Genomic DNA, 18,840 nt, shown 5'->3' with positions numbered 1-18,840 from the left:
TCTTGCCTACGCTTAGACCTGGCGTTACCGCTTCAGTCCCAAGGCTAGATACTGAGTGGCTGGCTAAGCCTTCTCAGGCGGGACTCCCACCCGCTATACTCTGTGCGCTTCTTGGCGCACAGAACCGTCCCTGTTGACACCTGATTCTGAAAAAGGTGCTTGCCCCATCAGTTCCCCGGAAACATCCCGATATTTTTTGACGAAGCTGTTCAGCGAGATTATTATCAAAGGGAACCTCGAAATCGTAAAGGAACGCAAGTGTTTCTAAGTCATATTGCCGAAGCTTATGGAGTAATTGAAGGGGTTTACTTTTCTTAGGCTCGCCCCATTTATTTAATACTTGGGGACTTTTATCAAAATCCTCACGAATACCCTTTTCGATGATATGGCAATAGCGCTCATGCCACTCCAGCGTTTCTTCCCAAGGCATCGCTAAACAGCCATTCGCTTTTAGCATGTTCACCCTTCGGTGAACTTCAATCAGCAAACCCGCCATTTCGCCAGCCCATTCCTGCTGGTAATTATCCGCAACATCTTTTAAATACCGTAAGTTATGCGCGTTGCATTCTGCATGAGTGCAGTCGCTGAAACAGTAGTATGGCTTCCAGTGGTCATGCACTGCAGTCCCTTCAAAGCTGGGCAGAATACCTATATCGCGTACCGCTTTTTCACCGCGTTTATCATGAATCTCATAATAGGTAAGATTTTCCGTAGACGCTACGTGCAGCCATTTTGTTTTACCTTCCGAGCGTATCCCCGTTTCATCGAAATGAGCCACTACCGTCTGGATAATCGCCTGTTTTATGCTTTCAACCGTGCCACTTACTTTATTGCTCAACACTTTCGCAGAACTTACCAAGGTTCCTTCACTTACACTCTGTCCTGTAAGATCGCGAATGGCTTCCGTTGCTCTATTTAGCGGGATGAGCTGGTACATCGTCAAGTAGTTCATCAGGGTTTGCATATTTTTGCCGTATTGTGTAGGCTGCGTAACACTAATGGGAAATTCGCTTTTGTGCACTTTTCCGCAACTGGGACACACCTTGCTATGGGCAACATACTCTGTGACCAAAATCTGGGGCTTGGGAATATCAAATACTTGCCGAGTTCTCCGGCTATCCTCAACTCTTTCCAGATTACAGCCACAATCACAGATTGTTTGTATGGTTAGCTCAATGATTTTGTCGGGGGCCATTACTTTTTCCAGTGTCCTACCCTGATGGCCTGGCTGACCACCCGTAGTTTTGCCGCTCTTTTGACGACTATTCTTTGGTGCTTTTCTGTATCCGTCTTGGGATGGCGGCTTACTGCTATTATTGCTGTTTTTGTTGAGCCTAGCCTCTAATTCGGCTATCCTCACTTCTTGCTTGGCATTGGATTCTTTCATTTTTTGAATTGCACCGTTAAGATTATCGACTTGACCATTTAATCCGATAATTTCAGTATTCAACCCAGTAATCGTTCCGCCCAAAAGGTCAATACGGGAACTCATATCTTTAACTACGGTTATCACCGCATTTATGCCTTCGTTGTATGTTTTGATGATTTTTGATTCATCCATGACATTCCCCGCCTTGCTCATAGTGTTTTGACTCAGTATAGGCTTTACTACGGGCTTTGTCCAATATTTTCTTTTTATTAGCATGTCATTGTGTTTTGTCCATGGCTGAGTAGTAACGATTGTTTTAAAGAATTCAGTTAAGCATCGTTGAATAGCCTCCATGTTTGAACGATATTTCTCTCCTCCTCGATCGCCATCCGGAGTAAGTGCCCCATCCGTGGCTTTGCCCTCGGCCACAAAGACGCCAGTATATAAATACACGTTTTTTTGCACATCAAAAACCTTTATATTGGCAATTAAATAAGAACGATAGTTAGTTCCCCACATGCTTGTTCCTAATTCCTCACCATCTTTAATAAAGTTGGCTTTAACAATAATCAACTTGTCATAGCCATTTTCCTTGCCAAACTGCCGCCATTTTTCCTGGCTGACTTCAGTATATTGCAACTTGCGCCGTTCCTGGTAAAATTGATTTTCGAAAAACTTACTGACATAATGGTAAGAAATTTCCAAAGGAACAACTTTGTTTGGTGCCGTAACTATTCCCGATTTTTCAAAGAACTTTTGAATCGCCAAAAGCCCTTTTGTATTTCCCATCATATACATACCATGATAATCTGGAAAATCTTTCAGATAAGGCCCACTGTCAGTCATACCTAGATCACTGCCCTGTTCTTTCGGATCAGCAACTATATGTACCAGATTGTTCAATAGCTGTTCGCTTTGCTTCAAAAACAGCTCTTTCTTGGGCAACAGAAAGAGTTTCTCCATCCCCCATAATATATATACCTTCAGCAATAATTTCTATCACTTCAGCAGAAACTGGGCAAGAAACTAGTATTACTGCAACTAACAATAAACTAGTGAGTATTTTCCTGACGAACATATAACCACACTCCTTAGTCAGCTAAAGACATTACTTGTCGCCATTCTGCTACAATATCGTCAGGTAATGTTACTGAATAGTAGTAATCGCCAATCTTAGTGTAAGGGTAGAGAGCCTGTTGACCACTTGCAGTATAACCACCATTACCACCAACATATTCAACCATAGGGATTTCAATTGTTACAGATGTAGCCTTCTTAAACATATTTTGCGGCCTATATCCAAAAGTAGAATAGGATAGTCTACTTACCTGCCCATATACACTATCAATGTAATGAACCACAGGATTTTTTTCAGGACCGCCAAAATAACCACCACTATATCCACCTTCGTCGGTTGTTATTTTTAAATTCTGTAAAGCGTTGGTATCGGGAACAAAAACAACATTGTGGGTTGGATAAATGATAATCCTAATCCCCCAGCTATGCTGGGGAGAACAGAGTAAGCAGAAGCGTTACTGCGGGTGAACTAAAAAACCTCCTGTGTTAGTATGATACTGGTGTCGCAAGCCAATATCAGAGAACATAGGAGGTTATCCAAAATGGACAGTTCAAGCTTATCACATACAAAATGGAAATGCCAGTATCACATAGTTTTTATACCGAAGTACAGAAGGAAAGTTCTGTACGGAAAAATAAGGGCGGATGTGAGAGAAATATTAAAAAAGCTCTGCAAATACAAAAATGTAGAAATTATTGAAGGAGCAGTATGTGCTGATCATGTACATTTATGCGTAAGTATCCCGCCCAAATTGAGTGTAGCAGAATTTATGGGATATTTGAAAGGGAAGAGTGCGTTAATGATATACGATGTACATCCAGATCAGGGGAGTAAGTGGAATAGAGCATTTTGGGCACGAGGCTATTATGTAGCAACAGTGGGAAATATCACGGAGGAAGCAATTAAGAGATATATACAAGAACAACAGGAAGAAGCAAAAAAAGAAGAAAAGAACTAAAAGAGCCTCTTTCAGAGGCCGATGGTAACAATGCTTGCGATACCCGCCTTTTAGGCGTAGCAAGTAATCAGCCCTTACAGGGCTAATAACAAGCCACCACTTGAAGTGGTGGTCGTATGACTAAATACCGTTAATCTTGGTGAATTTGGTCCTGACCGAGTAAATGCAATTATTATCTTAATACCATCCATTTCAGTTGTATAACTACTGGTGTTTCCTTGTTTTTTATATTGGGCATGGGTTACTAAAATTACGCTTATATGAAAAGAAACCTTAATATTTAAGCCCCATTATATGCAAGTTCAACTTGAGTAACCCTTCCATCACTTCCGATCAGAAAAGAAATGTATCGAGAACCAACCATATACATAAATCTGTTTTTCCCATATCTTCCATATGAACCTTCTGGATATATTTCTTTTACTTTATCCAAAGAATCACCGGCTCGGATTCCCCTTTTTGTATACAAATCTGGTGACGTTGTACTCAGTCTATGTATACCGCCTGACCCGTTAGGGCCTACAACAAAAGTAACACTTAGTCCATCATACTCATAGATTCGCCAAATATAACCTTCTCCGAATGGACCGGACGCGTCTTTTTCATTAATGCTTTTTGGCTGACCAAAAACACTGACTACCTTTTCCTGCGTATCATTTAATTGCATCCAGCCAACCTCAAAGTCAGCATATTTATCTTGCGCCGAAACAGTGGAACATGGCATTAAGAATATAAAACCTAACAATACTAATGAGAGACAAACCCTAGAAATTGTTGATGAAAATGAACTTAATTGTCTTATGATTTCTTTATTATGAGTAAACATTTTTTTCGCCTCCTAAATTTGAATTATTTTCCGGTATCATTAATAAAGTTCTTTGGATTCGACAAACACATTTAACGGGAATGCAGAAATCAAGGAAAATGCAACCAATAAAACAACCTTTCTGATCTCCTCAAAATCTTAATTGTACACCTGTATTTATCATAAATGATACAGATTAGAAACTGAATAACTGTTATATTACAACTTCATTAAAGTTGAGCCCGATGTGGTCAAAACACGCACATGGAACCTAGTGGCATAGTTGTAATGCACAAAGGGGGCAATGTAACAAGGACTATTTGAAACTCGGACACATTTGATAAAATATTAGGCAAAGACAATAAAGTAGACACTTTTTTATTATGAGCTTCCAGCATTGGTGTTTTTTCTATACAAGCCTATTACTTGATCTGTAATGTTATCTGCCTAATGCGGCAAGTCGTCTATTAGAATAATCAATTTTCTTTTTGTTTCTAACATTTTGAGGGTTAGTATATTTTATTACATTCTGATATGCTTCAATAGCTTCAGATGAACGACCCAAAACATCATAAAGTTGAGCATTCGTAAATAAATAATTAGCAGAATTATTTCCACCAGCTTTATTTCGAGCAATGTTTTCTTCAATTTTGCTTCTATAACTTGGATCAAATTCTAACCGTTTTTTTGCATTTGACATCCATAAATCATAGTCGCCCCTCGCTGTGTATATAATATCCCTAATTATATACGGTCTAGTCATAAAAGGCGCTAATTCAGTCACATGATTGCAATCTACAATCGCCTGGTCCAGACCTTTCATATTAGCATCGGGGTTTTCAAAAAGTTGTACTGCTATTCTACCCATAGATATATCAGCCCTAACGATAAACGCTGCTAAATTATTAGGATTAAGTTCAATTGCACGATCAATATCGATTCTGCCTTCATTCATTTTGTCTAAATTCTCGTAAGCTAAAGCCCGGTTGCGATAAGCATTAGAATTTTTCGGTTCCAACAAGATAGCTTTACTAAAGTCAGTTACAGCCAATTCATATTGCTTGTTGTCATTATAGGAATTTCCGCGATAGAGATAAGCTGAAAAATGTTGCGGATTAAGCTCTATCGCTTTTGAAAAAGCTTCAATAGCATTGTCATATTCTTTTTTACAATAAAACTCATAGCCTTTGTTATACCATTGGGAAGCAGTAACCATTTCCTCAGTTTCAGCATATGCAGAAGATAAAGAAACAGCAGTAACTAATAGCATAGTCAACAGAATTAATTTAAAATACCTGAAAGAATACATAAATTATTGTCCTCCTTGTATGATGATGTTTGCCATTGTTGGTTTGTGACCGCGCCATTGATAGCATATTATCGAAAAAACCAGTATTGCTATCATTGTTGCCCTTTATGAACACTCATCTTACCACCAGCAACCGCTACAACTATTTTCCACAATGTTCTCCTGAAAATTTTGATTGGTCAAACGCTGATATACGAAAAACTTACTTTATTTTGTCTTTTATACGTTTCTTCCACGTATTAACATCTAATTTTTTTATGGAAAAGGGGATCAAGTTAAACTCAGACAAAGCTTTTTGATATTGTCCTAATTCTGTGTAACATCTCCCTAAGTAAAAATGCACTCTTAAATACGCCTCAGATAATTTTTGTTTTTTATTCAGCTTATACTTTTGTAAATTTACTGCCATTATATAATCTTGAATAGCAAGTTCATATTTTTTTAAGTTTTCAGCTTCTAAGCCACGACATACATAAAAACTACTATTTTGGGAATTTAGCTTTATTGCTTCCGAATAATCTTGGTATGCAAGCTCTCCTTGCTTAATTATTCCATATTCTATTGCTCTAAGATAATAGAGTTGTTCTTTATTAGGAAAATGCTTAATAGCCTCGTTCAAAGTGATTATGGCTTCTTCATTGCAAGAATTGGCCTGGAGCATTTCTGTTTGAGCTATATATGCGTCATAGTTTTGAGGATAAAGCTCAATTGCCTCATTTAACAGCTTTATTGCCTGATAACGGTTTTGTTTTTGTAGAGCTTTTATTTTCTCGTCCATCCAATCTGATTTGGTACCTACTACTTTTCGTCTAAGATTTTGCGCTTTTTCATATAATGCAACAGATTTAATTTTCTTTTCATTATTTCCAATATCAATAATAATCTGTTTTTTATCAGCTTGATCATTACTATTTTTATATTTATTTTTTAGAATTTCGATCGCTTGTAATAATTCGTTATTTAACTTTAGAAGTTTTTGGTTTTCTTTAATTATATCATTGTTTCTGATAGTGGCGTAAATCATATCATCTTTAACTAATGCTTTTATTTGAACGTAAACAAAAAAATTATTGTTTTCAGCAAAAAATTTACGTTCTAGTATGGTTGTTTCAAGTATACTTGAAGCAAGGGACTTTATTTCATCTTTTGCTAATTTAAAATTTACAACTTCAGTATTACTTTCTATGTAGGTACCTGCTTGCTCAATAGCTATTCTTTTTGCATTCAATATTGCCTTATCTTCAGCTCCGTCAGGAGTTTCACCAGTACCAATATTGTAAGTATATTCAGCGATTATTTCTTTTGATTCAGCTACCGCAAGAGAAGGTGTAAGAAGTACTAGACAAGTTATTAAAAGCAATAAATATTTATTCAATTTTGAAACCTCCATAATAACAAAGTAAAAACCAAAATCTCTCCATATCTGCCTTAGCTAAGGTTGATCCATTACAGATGACTTAATCACTTTTTCTTGGGAAAATAGGAAAGTTAGTTTACTACCATTATGAAAAAAGCAGTGTAAAGCCACGGTAATAAAAAGTCAAGTTATGCTGCTTTCCGTGTAGTTTGATGTAAAATAGCTCCTTGAAGCCTTGTTTTCAGCATACCATTGAACAAGAGACACCTAATGGGGAATGAAGGCTAATAATGATTGAAGGTGTGTTATAGTCCTTGAGCATTGCCTTTGCCATCCATGGAAATTTTACACCGGTCTCTCCAAGCATTTGTTGTATTCGTTGTATTTCGGATTCGCTGGCTATTCTCGTCAATTTAGACCGACGTTCCTATGCCATCCAGTCAGCCGTTCCTAAAGTATCCGAACGCCATTCTTGCGGTATCCGGCCATCCTTCTTATCTATGCGGTCAATGGTCAAGACCTTTTGTTTGGAGTGTAAAATAATTCATATTAATGATTAATTAGTACCTCCTAGCCGCCTAATAGCTTGCTTAATTTGTTCGATATTAGGGCTATTAGCGGGTGCATTTAGTAAGAATAACTTATAGGTCTCTATTGCTTCTGAAATTCGTCCTAACTTTTCATATGTGACTGCTTTGTTAATATAAGCATCCAATTGTTTACTATCTAAAGAAATAGCTTTGTCAAAGTCAGATAATGCTAATTGATACTGACCTTTTAAAGCATACGCAACTCCACGGTTGCTGTATATTCTTGCGTCGTTAGGTACAACATTGAGAGCTTTATTATAATCTTCAATTGCTAAGTCAAACATTCCCATATTTTTATAAACAATTCCACGATTGCAATAAACTTCTGATTGAGGATTTAACTCAATGGCTTTATTAAAGTCTGAAATTGCTTGAGGATAGTGTTTGACAAGTGCGTAGCATTTACCGCGAAGATTGTATGTAGTAGCATTAGGTTCTAACTCAATAGCCCTGTTAAAATCAGATAATGCTAATTCATATTGCTTTGTATTACTGTATAAGTTTCCACGATTGTTATAAGCACTTGCATATTGCGAATTTAATTGAATTGCCTTATTAAAATTTGTAATAGCCAATTCATACTGTTTTAATTCAGAATAAACATTTCCGCGGTTACTATAATAAGTGGGGTTTTGATCATCTAATTCGATAGCTCTATTAAAATCTGCTATCGCTAACATATGCTGTCTCACGTCTCTATAAGAAATTCCACGATTATTGTAAGCATTTGCATATTTAGGATTTAGTTCAATGGCTTTACTAAAATCAATTATAGCTAGGTTATGTTGTTTTTTCTCGGCATAAGCATTTCCACGATTATTATAGAAATAATCAATATTGGGGTTGATTTCTATGGCTTTACTGAAGGCAAATATTACATTATCATAATCATTTTTATTTGCATAGTCGTATCCTTTAGCTGCCCATTGAATAGCTGTAAATGATTGTTCATTTTGAGCTATTTTTACCTTAAATTGTCCCTTTTCTAGGTTAGATGTTGTTTGAGCAAGCTTTTGTTTTAGATCCGTAATTTCTTGCATAGCTTTCGTATAATCAGCCTGAACTCTCTTTAATGTCTCTAGATTTTGCCTATCTTGTATTTTATATCGCATTGCTTGGACATTGTCAGTATTGACAGTACATCGTACTCTAACCCAAAACTTAACGGCTTCACTTCCAACAATATCACGCTTCTTATCCAGTACAATAGTTTCAATCATCCCAGCCGAAAAGGTTCTGATTTCATCCCTAGTCAGTTGCATATCCTTTACTTCTGTAAAACTCTCTAAGTAAGTACCAGCCTGTTCAATGGCAGTACGCTTAGCCTCTACAATGGCTCTTTCTTGAGCAACAGAAGGGGTCTCTCCATCACCCATAATGTATGTTCCTTCTGCAATGATTTCCTTAACTTCAGCAGAAACAGGGGTGGGTAGTAGAAGAACTGACACTAGCAACATACTGATACATAAATGACTTAATAATTTATTAACGCACATTTCATCATCTCCGTAAGATTATTTTAAAAGCAAAACAATTCCACCAAGTATCAATATTGTTGTTTAGCTTCATTAATATTGGTAGCAAAACTGGATGGAGCAGATTATATAAACAATTTATATGTTTGTATCGCTTCTGATTTACGTATCCTTTCACAAGCAACTGCCCTATTATAATAGGCAGATCTTTTTGTGGGTTAAGCTGAATCGTTTTATCGTAGTCATCAATAGCTAGGACATACTGCCCTTTAGCAAAAAATCCATTACCTCGATTGTAATAAGCAGATGATTCTTCCGGATTGTATTCAATTACTTTATTAAAATCAGCTATTGCTAGATTGTATTGCCCTTTATTTTGTATATTAATCCACGGTTCTGGAGTAAAATGAAATATAAATGGGTAAGTCTTCCATCTCCGAGTACGTAGAAATATTTTATAACAGGCAGCGGTTACACACTTCAAATACCTACCTAACTCCAGACAAATATTATTCTAGTAAGATGGCTACATATGAGCCATTATGAAATATTAAGCAATTCCAAGATAAGCTGAGGAATCCGTTAGTTTTTCCTGTCGATTGAACGGGGGACGCCGCACATATGAGTGAACGGATAAAAGAGTCTCTATTCACTCTTTTATCCGACCTCAAAAATGACTATAAAAGTATAAGACTATTTATATTGCTTGGATTTGATGCATTACTCCCGCTTTATCTATTATTAACCATTGCCCATTTAGTTTAACTACTGCTACTCCCTCTTTGAATCCATATACTTTTTCATAAATCGCATTAATTACAAGAGTACCCGTTGTATCAATATATCCCCATTTTTCATCAATCTTAACTGCTGCGAGGCCTTCTGAAAAACCATATACACTATCATATTTCGCCGGTATAACTACTTGCTGCTCTAAATTTCTAAATCCCCACTTACCTTTTATCTTTTGACACACAAATCCTTCGGAGTACCACTCATCCGACTTCATCGGGTAAAGTTTACCGTCCTTATCAATATACTTATATCCATTATTATATATAAGTGCAAACCCCTTATTAAATGGCTCATACATACTAGCTTTTACATTTATTGTTCTTTGTCCTTGTTGATTAATATAAGTAAGTTCTTTGCCAATTCTTACAAGGGCTAAGCCATCGCTAAAATGACCCTGATTAGCTGTTTCTTGATTCCAATAATGATGTCCACTCTCCCCTGAGTTTTCTATCCAATTTTTTGAATCACTAATACTTTTATCATAATCGCCATATTGTAGAGGTATTACAACTTTTTCTTCTTTATTAATATAACCCCAATCACGTATTATCTTAGTAGTAATACCTTGGAATATATCAAATCCGGTCTTCCGCCCTTTATTAACCATAACCATACCTAATCCTTCAGAAAAAGGCGCTGCATAATCATACTCCGGCTTAATAACAACAGTTCCACTAACGTCGATATAGCCCCACTTTCCGTTAATTTTTACTGGCGCAAAACCTTCTGAAAAGTTTAATGCATCTTGAAACTGGGCAGAAATTACAACATTTCCCGTATTATCAATAAACCCCCATTTATCATTTACTTTTATGAGAGCACGTCCCTCGCAAAAACCAAACTTGCCAAGCCATGGATATCTTGTTTCCCGCTCTTTCATGTAACCAAAAGAATTCTCATCCGCAAATTGGGGCTTTATCGCCCAAGCGCCATTAGCATCAACATATCCCCATTTTCCGTTACTTTTGGCAGGGAGTAACCCTTCCGAAAATGCAGTACCTGTTTCTTCAATCCCTTGCGCTGAAGCCGCTTGAGCAAAGATTGTCATACATACAAACAATAATAGCGTCAAAACTGAAATTTTTATATTCTTATAAGAATACATATACTTTACCCTCCCTGAAACTGTTAATTTTGAATTTCAAGAGTAATGAATCTTAATTAATTATCTTTGAAAAATAAATAAGTACTTTCCTTTCACTACAATGCAAATACCACTGCACAACTTCTCAAAAAGCACGAAGAATCATTGCTTTCCAACAGCTTATCCGCATCAGAATTACTAATAACTACATTAAAGTTGTTATCCTTAGTGGCAATCGCTTTTATAACCATCGGCCTACTTCCCGAGCGTGAGCCACCTTTTAAAGCATTATCCAACATTTCGGCGGTTAATGAATATTCAACCAGTCCTTGCGAAATAGCCTTATCATAATCAATGTATATATTTCCATAGATGATACGTCCGGTCTCATCATAAATTTGTGGCGAAAAGGTAGGTTCCAAGTTAAGACCACGCGCATCAATGATGACGCCGGTATAGACTGAAACTTCTGGTGCGCGCTCTAAAGTAGCAGCCTGTGGAAATGACTGAACTTGCGCAGGTTTAACAGCAGCCATTGCAATATCTGCTATACTACCTTGCCCGTACAAACTCACGCTCATCACAACCATGTAGGAACCATCTGCCTGGGGGATTTCCCGAATAATTTGCGCCCCTCTAACCATAGCCGATACTCTCGCATTAACTATATCACTAGATACTTCAAGGTTCTTCATTGTTGTATCAGAATCAACCTGAACACCTTGGATAGTCTCGGCCAGATTTCGGTACCCATCTAGAATTGCCGCACGACGTGCCAATGCTTGACCCTGACCAAAAGTCCGGTCATTGGCTGGTGGAAAACCAATTCCAATCGCCTCAACTGTTCCTTGTTCACCTTGACCCCAATTTACCCGCCCGTTTTTGCCAGTTTGTTCTATTGGGATATTACTGCTAGTACTTACTGTAATACCTACTTTTGTAACACTCTGAGCAGAAACAGTAGATAGTGAAACTAAGAAAACCATAGGGATTATAAGGGTAGCTACTAGTTTATTCATTGCTCTCCTCCTCCAATTTTGGAAATTCCAGAAATTCTCTGTTAAAAAAAGTATAAGCTATTTTTGTTCCAATTTTTATTACAGTAAGATTACATCCAGATTATAAAAATTAGATCAATCAACCACCCAATGCGGCAATACGTTGTTTAGCTTGTTCCACATATTGGGCGTATTGTGGCGAGGCATATACGATGAATTGGCGGTAAGAGTCGATAGCTTCTTTTATGAGTCCAGCTTTTTCGCAGGTTAACGCTTTATTGTAATATGCATTCGCATACCTCGGATTCAGACTCAGCGCCTGGTTGTAGTCGGCTATTGCCTGGTCTAGCTGGCCTTTTTTAGCATAAGTATTGCCGCGATTGTTATATGCTTCCGCATACCGCTGATTCAGACTCAGCGCCTGGTTGTAGTCGGCTATTGCCTGGTCTAGCCGGCCTTTTTTAGCATAAGCAGCGCCGCGATTGTTATATGCTTCCGCATACCGCGGATTCAGACTCAGCGCCTGGTTGTAATCGGCTATTGCCTGGTCTAGCTGGCCTTTTTTAGCATAAGCAGCGCCGCGATTGTTATATGCTTCCGCATACCGCTGATTCAGACTCAGCGCCTGGTTGTAATCGGCTATTGCCTGGTCTAGCTGGCCTTTTTTAGCATAAGCAGTGCCGCGATTGTTATATGCTTCCGCATACCGCGGATTCAGACTCAGCGCCTGGTTGTAGTCGGCTATTGCCTGGTCTAGCTGGCCTTTTTTAGCATAAGCAGCGCCGCGATTGTTATATGCTTCCGCATACCGCGGATTCAGACTCAGCGCCTGGTTGTAGTCGGCTATTGCCTGGTCTAGCTGGCCTTTTTTAGCATAAGCATTGCCGCGATTGTTATATGCTTTCTCATACCGCGGATTCAGACTCAGTGCCTGGGTGTAGTCGGCTATTGCCTGGTCTAGCTGGCCTTTTTCACCATAAGCATTGCCGCGATTGTTATATGCTTCCGCATTCCTCGGATTCAGACTCAGCGCCTGGTTGTAGTCGGCTATTGCCTGGTCTAGCTGGCCTTTTTTAGCATAAGCATTGCCGCGATTGTTATATGCTTTCTCATCCCGCGGATTCAGACTCAGCGCCTGGTTATAGTCGGCTATTGCCTGGTCTAGCTGGCCCTTTTTCTCATAAGCAACGCCGCGATTGTTATATGCTTTCGCATACCGCGGATTTAACTTTATCGCCTCACTATATGCGTGAATAGCACTATCATACTCCTGATTCAAGGAATACCTATACCCTATTTCAAACCACTGAACAGCGGTAAATGCCTGTTCACTTGTAGCAATCTGGGTTTCAACCTGCTTCCGTTCCTGTATAGTTTGCACTTGCGTTAATTTATTTTTAAGGTCGCTAATTTCCCGCATGGCTTGGTCATAGTCTTCCTGGACTTTTTTCAAAGTCTCAACAGCAGACTTATCCTGCAGTTTATTGCGCATAACAGCGATGTTATCGGTATTTACCTTACAGGTAATGGTTGCTTTAATAAAATCGCCGCCAGTATTATTCATTGTTCTTTCAAATTTTTTATCAACAACTTCTACAATGCCGCCGGCAATCATATTTACTTCGTCTTTAGTGAGCTGCAGTTTTTTGCTCTGGGAGTAACTTTCCACATAAACGCCGGCCTTTTCTACTGCGGCGCGCATTGCCAGATGAACGGCAAGTTCTTTGGCGACAATCATTGTTTCACTTTCACTCATGTTGTATTCACCGGTTGCCGTTATTTCCTTTGTCTCGGCAAAGGCAGTTGACGCTGAAATTACAAGCAATATACAAACAGCTATCATCCGCCAATATTTTCTAGTAAAAATCATAAATTCTTCCCCTCCCCTATCTGTTGACCACTGCAGCTGTACCTGGCACAAGGCTACCGTTTCGCCAGGTGCCGCTCAGTTTCCGTTGCAGTACTCCTCCCTTGAAGTACGATACAGTGCCAGAACCATTGGCGTAACCATCTGCATTCCCGCCTGACCACATAAATACTTCACCTGCCTGGACTCCGCTACCAGTAAGTTTAATGCCGCGTGTATCAGTTTCCCAGTTCACTTCGGGTTTCTTACTATCAGATAAATTTTGACCTTGTGACTCTTCTGATTCAGCTGTCTTTTCAGGCTCACTCATTTTCACCGGTACAGATTTACCAGCCTCGGGGGCTTGAGAATTCTCTGAAGTAGGCAGGACTTGTACAGTAGGTGATGTTTCACTATTTCCTGAAAAAGTGGCAGTATTGGAAGTACCAACAGTTGTATCTGCCTTTACTTCATCATTTTTCTGAATATCACCTTGCGCAGTCGTCTTGTCAGTCAAGCTTGTTGGCACCAGCCAATATATGCCGCATACCAGCACTAGTAGGACAATAGCTACTCCTGCAATATACTTAAATTTACCAAAACTTCCCCGTGGGGGTGGCGCCAATACATTCCCGCACTCCCGGCAAAGCGTGTTATTTACGGTCTGACCAACGGACAATATATTGATAGTTTTACATTGTGGGCACTCGACCTTTTCGATACCTTGAGAAATATATTCATTTATATTAACATTCGCTTTTATGGTAGCTGAATCAATTTCTTCCGAAAGAGCCATTCGAAACTCGATAATTGTTTGAAAACGCTCCTGACTATTACATGATAGCGCTTTTCTAACAGCAGTCTCTACTTGCGGCGATGCATTTACTCCTTTTGTCTTCAGTGATAAAATACGGTCTTCGACAATTCTATCGGTGGCTTCAGGCGGCCGTTCCCCGGTTAGCGCACGATACAATGTAGCCCCTAAAGCATATACATCTGTCCATGGTCCTTGTTTACCATCTTCACAATATTGCTCAAAAGGTGTATATCCTGGAGTAAATACTGAAGATAGATTTCGACTGCGCAAACCGATAAATTGCCGTGCAACACCAAAGTCGATTAATACTGATTGGGTTTCATTCTTGCGAATAAATATGTTATCAGGCTTAATATCACGATGGAGCATATCATCCTTGTGCATTACCTCTAGGGCACAAAATATATTTTCTAATAATTTTACAGCCTTATTTAACGGAATTTTTCCGCCGTTCTTAGCTAAATAGGCGGTCAAGGTTTGACCATCAAGATACTCCATAACGATATATCCGGTTCCGTTTTCATGAAAAAAGTCAAGAACATCTACAATTCCTGGGTGATCTTGATAGCGTTTTATCGCTCTGGCCTCATCCAAAAATTTGTCAAGACCTTGCCTAAAAAACTCGCCTTTGCCGTCCGGATATACTGAAACTTCCGATTGTCCAGGTATCCTAGAGACAGTTCCCTCGGGAAAGTACTCTTTTATGGCTGTTTTACGTTCATCAAGCTTATCCCAGGCAATATATGTTATTCCAAAACCTCCACGCCCCAAAACCTTACCGATTACATACCGTCCTTTCAAAATAGTTCGTGGCGTTATATAGGTCAAATCTGTCGCTGTCTTCTCTACGTGACCACAGAAAGGACAAGGTGATTGACCTCCAGTATCTTCTAGGCACCCTACGCAAAGTTGTTCTAAATTCATGAGTAAGCTTCCCCAACCTTCCTCAAGTATTACATAGCCTTAACGCTCGGCAACTGATGCCTTGTGCCGAATCGCCAGAATTGCCAATATATACATTATACCGGTGAACAATAATAGAGCTGACCAGTTGGTTACAGAATTAACCGAGTAAAGATCGGTCATCAATGTACCTTTGCCAACATCAGGACATATCAGAGAGCGTATATCCACTACACCGCCGCCAATCAGGCTAAAAGACCATTTACTTATTGCCAGATAATAAACTCCCTGCATAAAGATAGATTTTACCTCTGACATTGGTATGATGGCACCTGAAAGAATAATTTGTGGAATCAAAAGCAGTATTACCGCCGTTCCGGCTTTGTCTGTGTTAGAAACACATGCCGACAATGCTAGTCCCATCATCATGCTCGCCAATGACGTCAACAAGAAGGCTAACAAGCTTAAGCACAAATTTGGAAGCCCAAGTCCATATTTTATAATTCCAACAAGCATTAGCGACTGTACCAAGCAAACGATACTCAACACCGCTATTTTTGATAATAAATAGGGGTGTAACTGTAAACTAGCAAGTCGCTCTCTTCGAAATACTGCCTGTTCTTTTACAATTTCCCGCGCAGAATTTGATGCCCCTAAGAGAATTGCCGTATAGAGCATCATAGAAATAGCCTGAACCATGCTGGAAAATCGCTTGGATTCATCGGCAGCATTTTGTGCAACTTCTGACATCTTGCCTGAGAGGACTACCGCCTGGGTTATGGTTAATTCTCCTTCTTTGTATTGGCTTGGCTCAAAAGCAGGCGCAGCGTATTGAAACACCATTACAATGATTGCCGGAATGATAAAACCTTGAGCCAATAAAACCATAATATTTTTTCGGTCACGACACATAATCTTTATGTACCTGTCCGTTAATGTCCACCATTGTTTGAAGGCTGAATTTCGCGGGCTTTCTTCTGCAGGTTTTCTGCCTGATTTCCTAGACCTATCGGAAAGTCGCTTGGGAGAATGGTTTACTTGAGGGTGTGCTATTGGAGAAATAGCGAAAAGTTCAGCCCACTCTTCCGGCGATTTTGTACTATCAATTTTTTTATAAATTTCGGCAAAATCATCACACTGAAAGTAGGCTAATGCTTCTGCAGGTGTACCAAAGAAGGCTAACTTCCCGCCCCGAGCTAAAAATACGACTTTGTCGCAAAGATTAATATTGCAGGTAGCATGAGTTACTAACATTATGGTGCGGCCTTTTCCCTGCTTGGCCAGTTTACGTAATAATTCCATCATTACTTTTTCCAATCCTGGATCTAAACCGGATGTTGGTTCATCAAGAAAGAACAGACTTGGTTGAGTAAGCATTTCCACACCAATACTTACTCGTTTCCTTTGCCCCCCGCTAAGCTCCCGCACATAAGAATTTTTATGGGCAGTAAGTTCTAAGTCATTTATGACGCCATCAACAAGTTCGCGTACCTGCGCTGAATCAAAGTCATCCGGCATCCTAAGTTTTGCTGAATAGGTTAACACCTCATTAACAGTAAGTTCTTGGTGAATAATATCGTCCTGTGGTACGTAACCAATCATGGATTTTACCATCCCGTATTCTTCACCAATATCCAAACCATTGATGAGAACACTTCCGGAATTAAATTTTGACATTCCCGTAAGAGCACCTAAAAAAGTGCTTTTACCTGCTCCACTGCCACCTAAAATTGCCACAAATTCACGTGGTTCAATTGTAAGATTAATATTGTCTAAAAGAATCTTTTCTTTTTTGTCCCTTATAGTTACTTTTCGAAAGAGATTTATTATTTCCACACGAACACCATCGGTATCGTCGTACTCTATTATCCGCCCGTTGTTAAAATACATTCTGTAGCCACCGACAGAAATCAATGCATTTAGCGGCAGTACCGTCGGTTTTTTGACAAGTTTTCCTTCAAGAAAAGTTCCGTTAGTACTATTTAAATCAGTGATAATATATTGGCCATTAACTAACATGATTTTGGCATGATGCCTAGAAACTAGTGGATGCTTTAATACGATGTCGTTGGAAAGATCACGCCCAATCGTCGTGACAGACATTTTACCAAAATCCATTGTTCTTTTAATTGCTGTCGCTGGTTCATAGTTAGGTTTTATGTCTGCTTCTTTTATTAAAGGCACCGATTTCGCTAGTGGCTTTTCCTCGCCACCAATATTGTACAAATTAATAATGCTGTCACAGATTTTAATGGTGTCTCCAGGTTCGAGCAGGACAGCCTCATTAACCTGTCTGTTATTGACAATAGAAGGGCTATTTCGATTGCAAGTCTCTAGCCGGACTTTTCCCCCTGGTAAAATTGAAATGCGAGCATGAAACTCTGCAACCATAGCATTATCAATAATTAAATCACAAGTATCATTTTTACCGACAGTAAAATCAACTTTTCCCTTAAGAATTAGCCTCTTACCTCGCCCTGGACCGGCGTTAACGACTAAAGCATACATTTTTTCCTTCCCCCAAGCACTGACCTTGTTGTGAATTCTCTACTTCTAAAAAAACGGCCATTGCCGTATAGTTGTCATACGCTCCGGTTGCTCTAATTTTCAAGCGATTTTCCATGCTTTCCAACCATTGATTCGGTGTATCAGCCGCCATTAGGTCTGCCTCCATTTCAGATTCAAATACATGCTCCCAGAAGCCATCAGTACATAGAAAAAAACATTCATTGCTTCCAATATCTGAGTATTCTATTATTTCTGGATTAAAGTACTCTTTACTACCCAAACATTTAGTCAGTTTATTACGATTGGAATCAAAGCGTATATCTTGATACTTTATTTTACCTGCATCTACCAATACCTGTGAAACACTATGATCTTTAGTACAAGAAGCAACACAACAATTCTTGAAATGATATAGCCGTGAATCACCAACATGGCCCCATACTGCCATATTAGAAGTTAGGAGTAATACAGTAATTGTTGTACGCATACAAAAAAGTCTTGGATTTCTTGCTTGTTCCATAAGAATGGCATTTTGAGCTTGTTCGATATACCATTGTAATGCTTTTTTTGAAACCTCCGGATTTTTATCAAAAGCCCTGATCACATTGGTAACCGCCAACTCTGAAGCAATCGCACCACCTTCATGACCTCCCAAACCATCTGCAATAACCCAACAGCCAAAATCCCTACTCTGGGAAACTAAATAACCACAGTAATCTTCTTGCTCTTTTCTCCCCCCAACATGAGAAAAAAATTTTGGCTCTGATGTAATATAATGTAGGCTCATGTAACCATCCCCATATTTCAGTACTTAATAACATACTAAAGTCAGTTCTTATCATTTCTTTAACTAATCTTCTTAGTTACTCATCTGTAAACTTATATATATATCTAGTATACTTGAGCCTTCTATCCAGTTATATTACAAACAAATTACAGTTTAATAAA

16 protein-coding genes are annotated in these 18,840 nt (G+C 38.9%); 2 read left to right on the top strand and 14 right to left on the bottom strand.

The genetic code is table 11. The annotated features are described in order from the left end of the window. Positions 1-73: 73 nt before the first annotated feature. The 3 genes from tnpC to AC1ECB_RS25310 are packed head-to-tail and all read right to left on the bottom strand — an operon-like array spanning position 74 to position 2,730. The gene (tnpC, locus tag AC1ECB_RS25320; RefSeq protein ID WP_485666385.1) at positions 74-2,293 is read right to left on the bottom strand and encodes an IS66 family transposase; all 2,220 of its coding nucleotides are present in this window, start codon (positions 2,291-2,293) and stop codon (positions 74-76) included. Then, entirely contained in the window at positions 2,244-2,447 is a 204-nt protein-coding gene (locus AC1ECB_RS25315; RefSeq protein WP_485666384.1) for a hypothetical protein, read from the bottom strand. The genes tnpC and AC1ECB_RS25315 overlap by 50 nt, the downstream gene beginning before the upstream one ends. A gap of 13 nt (positions 2,448-2,460) precedes the next feature. Further along, positions 2,461-2,730, bottom strand: a complete 270-nt coding sequence (locus AC1ECB_RS25310) for a hypothetical protein (RefSeq protein WP_485666383.1) — start codon at positions 2,728-2,730, stop codon at positions 2,461-2,463. Positions 2,731-2,988: 258 nt separating this feature from the next. Here AC1ECB_RS25310 and tnpA point away from each other — a divergent pair, with 258 nt between their 5' ends. Next, the gene (tnpA, locus tag AC1ECB_RS25305; protein WP_485664871.1) at positions 2,989-3,405 is read left to right on the top strand and encodes an IS200/IS605 family transposase; all 417 of its coding nucleotides are present in this window, start codon (positions 2,989-2,991) and stop codon (positions 3,403-3,405) included. Between the two features lie 280 nt (positions 3,406-3,685). On the opposite strand, the gene AC1ECB_RS25300 is transcribed toward tnpA, so the two are convergent. From AC1ECB_RS25300 to AC1ECB_RS25280, 5 genes are all read right to left on the bottom strand, one after another. Beyond that, positions 3,686-4,231, bottom strand: a complete 546-nt coding sequence (locus AC1ECB_RS25300; RefSeq protein WP_485666382.1) for a hypothetical protein — start codon at positions 4,229-4,231, stop codon at positions 3,686-3,688. 418 nt (positions 4,232-4,649) lie between these two features. Then, positions 4,650-5,519, bottom strand: coding sequence for a tetratricopeptide repeat protein (locus AC1ECB_RS25295; RefSeq protein WP_485666381.1), 870 nt, complete (start codon positions 5,517-5,519; stop codon positions 4,650-4,652). 202 nt (positions 5,520-5,721) lie between these two features. Next, on the bottom strand, positions 5,722-6,894 hold the full coding sequence (locus AC1ECB_RS25290; protein WP_485666380.1) for a tetratricopeptide repeat protein: 1,173 nt from the start codon (positions 6,892-6,894) through the stop codon (positions 5,722-5,724). A 538-nt stretch (positions 6,895-7,432) separates the two neighbouring features. Next, a complete protein-coding gene (locus tag AC1ECB_RS25285; RefSeq protein WP_485666379.1) occupies positions 7,433-8,962 on the bottom strand; it encodes a tetratricopeptide repeat protein in 1,530 nt (509 codons plus the stop codon). Between the two features lie 4 nt (positions 8,963-8,966). After that, the gene (locus AC1ECB_RS25280) at positions 8,967-9,425 is read right to left on the bottom strand and encodes a tetratricopeptide repeat protein (protein WP_485666378.1); all 459 of its coding nucleotides are present in this window, start codon (positions 9,423-9,425) and stop codon (positions 8,967-8,969) included. On the opposite strand from AC1ECB_RS25280, the gene AC1ECB_RS25275 reads away from it, so the two are divergent. Then, positions 9,374-9,487 carry a hypothetical protein gene (locus AC1ECB_RS25275; RefSeq protein ID WP_485669404.1) on the top strand — a complete coding sequence of 38 codons (114 nt, stop codon included), beginning with the start codon at positions 9,374-9,376 and terminating at the stop codon, positions 9,485-9,487. The two genes, AC1ECB_RS25280 and AC1ECB_RS25275, sit on opposite strands and share 52 nt — an antisense overlap. Before the next feature lie 151 nt (positions 9,488-9,638). Here the strand turns inward: AC1ECB_RS25275 and AC1ECB_RS25270 are convergent, their stop codons facing one another. The 6 genes from AC1ECB_RS25270 to AC1ECB_RS25245 all read right to left on the bottom strand — a co-directional run bounded on the left by AC1ECB_RS25270 (position 9,639) and on the right by AC1ECB_RS25245 (position 18,679). After that, on the bottom strand, positions 9,639-10,841 hold the full coding sequence (locus AC1ECB_RS25270) for a WG repeat-containing protein (RefSeq protein WP_485666377.1): 1,203 nt from the start codon (positions 10,839-10,841) through the stop codon (positions 9,639-9,641). Positions 10,842-10,936: 95 nt separating this feature from the next. Beyond that, the gene (locus tag AC1ECB_RS25265) at positions 10,937-11,839 is read right to left on the bottom strand and encodes an LPP20 family lipoprotein (protein WP_485666376.1); all 903 of its coding nucleotides are present in this window, start codon (positions 11,837-11,839) and stop codon (positions 10,937-10,939) included. Positions 11,840-11,957: 118 nt separating this feature from the next. Then, entirely contained in the window at positions 11,958-13,688 is a 1,731-nt protein-coding gene (locus tag AC1ECB_RS25260) for a tetratricopeptide repeat protein (RefSeq protein WP_485666375.1), read from the bottom strand. 16 nt (positions 13,689-13,704) lie between these two features. Further along, complete coding sequence (locus AC1ECB_RS25255) at positions 13,705-15,405, bottom strand: protein kinase domain-containing protein (RefSeq protein WP_485666374.1); 1,701 nt, start codon at positions 15,403-15,405, stop codon at positions 13,705-13,707. Between the two features lie 39 nt (positions 15,406-15,444). Next, on the bottom strand, positions 15,445-17,892 hold the full coding sequence (locus AC1ECB_RS25250) for an FHA domain-containing protein (protein ID WP_485666373.1): 2,448 nt from the start codon (positions 17,890-17,892) through the stop codon (positions 15,445-15,447). Then, positions 17,873-18,679, bottom strand: a complete 807-nt coding sequence (locus AC1ECB_RS25245) for a PP2C family protein-serine/threonine phosphatase (protein WP_485666372.1) — start codon at positions 18,677-18,679, stop codon at positions 17,873-17,875. The genes AC1ECB_RS25250 and AC1ECB_RS25245 overlap by 20 nt, the downstream gene beginning before the upstream one ends. Positions 18,680-18,840 lie beyond the last annotated feature (161 nt).

Source organism: Sporomusa sp. 246TCP1 (genome assembly GCF_057319775.1).
The sequence above is the reverse complement of the archived record's forward strand: the minus strand, read 5'-3'. Positions and strand labels throughout refer to the sequence as shown.

Excerpts from the sequence above, each read along its gene's own strand:
- AC1ECB_RS25255 (WP_485666374.1), bottom strand. The coding sequence starts at position 15,405 with ATGAATTTAGAACAACTTTGCGTAGGGTGCCTAGAAGATACTGGAGGT.
- tnpA (WP_485664871.1), top strand. The coding sequence starts at position 2,989 with ATGGACAGTTCAAGCTTATCACATACAAAATGGAAATGCCAGTATCAC.
- AC1ECB_RS25250 (WP_485666373.1), bottom strand. The coding sequence starts at position 17,892 with ATGTATGCTTTAGTCGTTAACGCCGGTCCAGGGCGAGGTAAGAGGCTA.
- AC1ECB_RS25300 (WP_485666382.1), bottom strand. The coding sequence starts at position 4,231 with ATGTTTACTCATAATAAAGAAATCATAAGACAATTAAGTTCATTTTCA.
- AC1ECB_RS25245 (WP_485666372.1), bottom strand. The coding sequence starts at position 18,679 with ATGAGCCTACATTATATTACATCAGAGCCAAAATTTTTTTCTCATGTT.
- AC1ECB_RS25285 (WP_485666379.1), bottom strand. The coding sequence starts at position 8,962 with ATGTGCGTTAATAAATTATTAAGTCATTTATGTATCAGTATGTTGCTA.
- AC1ECB_RS25265 (WP_485666376.1), bottom strand. The coding sequence starts at position 11,839 with ATGAATAAACTAGTAGCTACCCTTATAATCCCTATGGTTTTCTTAGTT.
- AC1ECB_RS25270 (WP_485666377.1), bottom strand. The coding sequence starts at position 10,841 with ATGTATTCTTATAAGAATATAAAAATTTCAGTTTTGACGCTATTATTG.
- AC1ECB_RS25260 (WP_485666375.1), bottom strand. The coding sequence starts at position 13,688 with ATGATTTTTACTAGAAAATATTGGCGGATGATAGCTGTTTGTATATTG.
- AC1ECB_RS25315 (WP_485666384.1), bottom strand. The coding sequence starts at position 2,447 with ATGTTCGTCAGGAAAATACTCACTAGTTTATTGTTAGTTGCAGTAATA.
- AC1ECB_RS25295 (WP_485666381.1), bottom strand. The coding sequence starts at position 5,519 with ATGTATTCTTTCAGGTATTTTAAATTAATTCTGTTGACTATGCTATTA.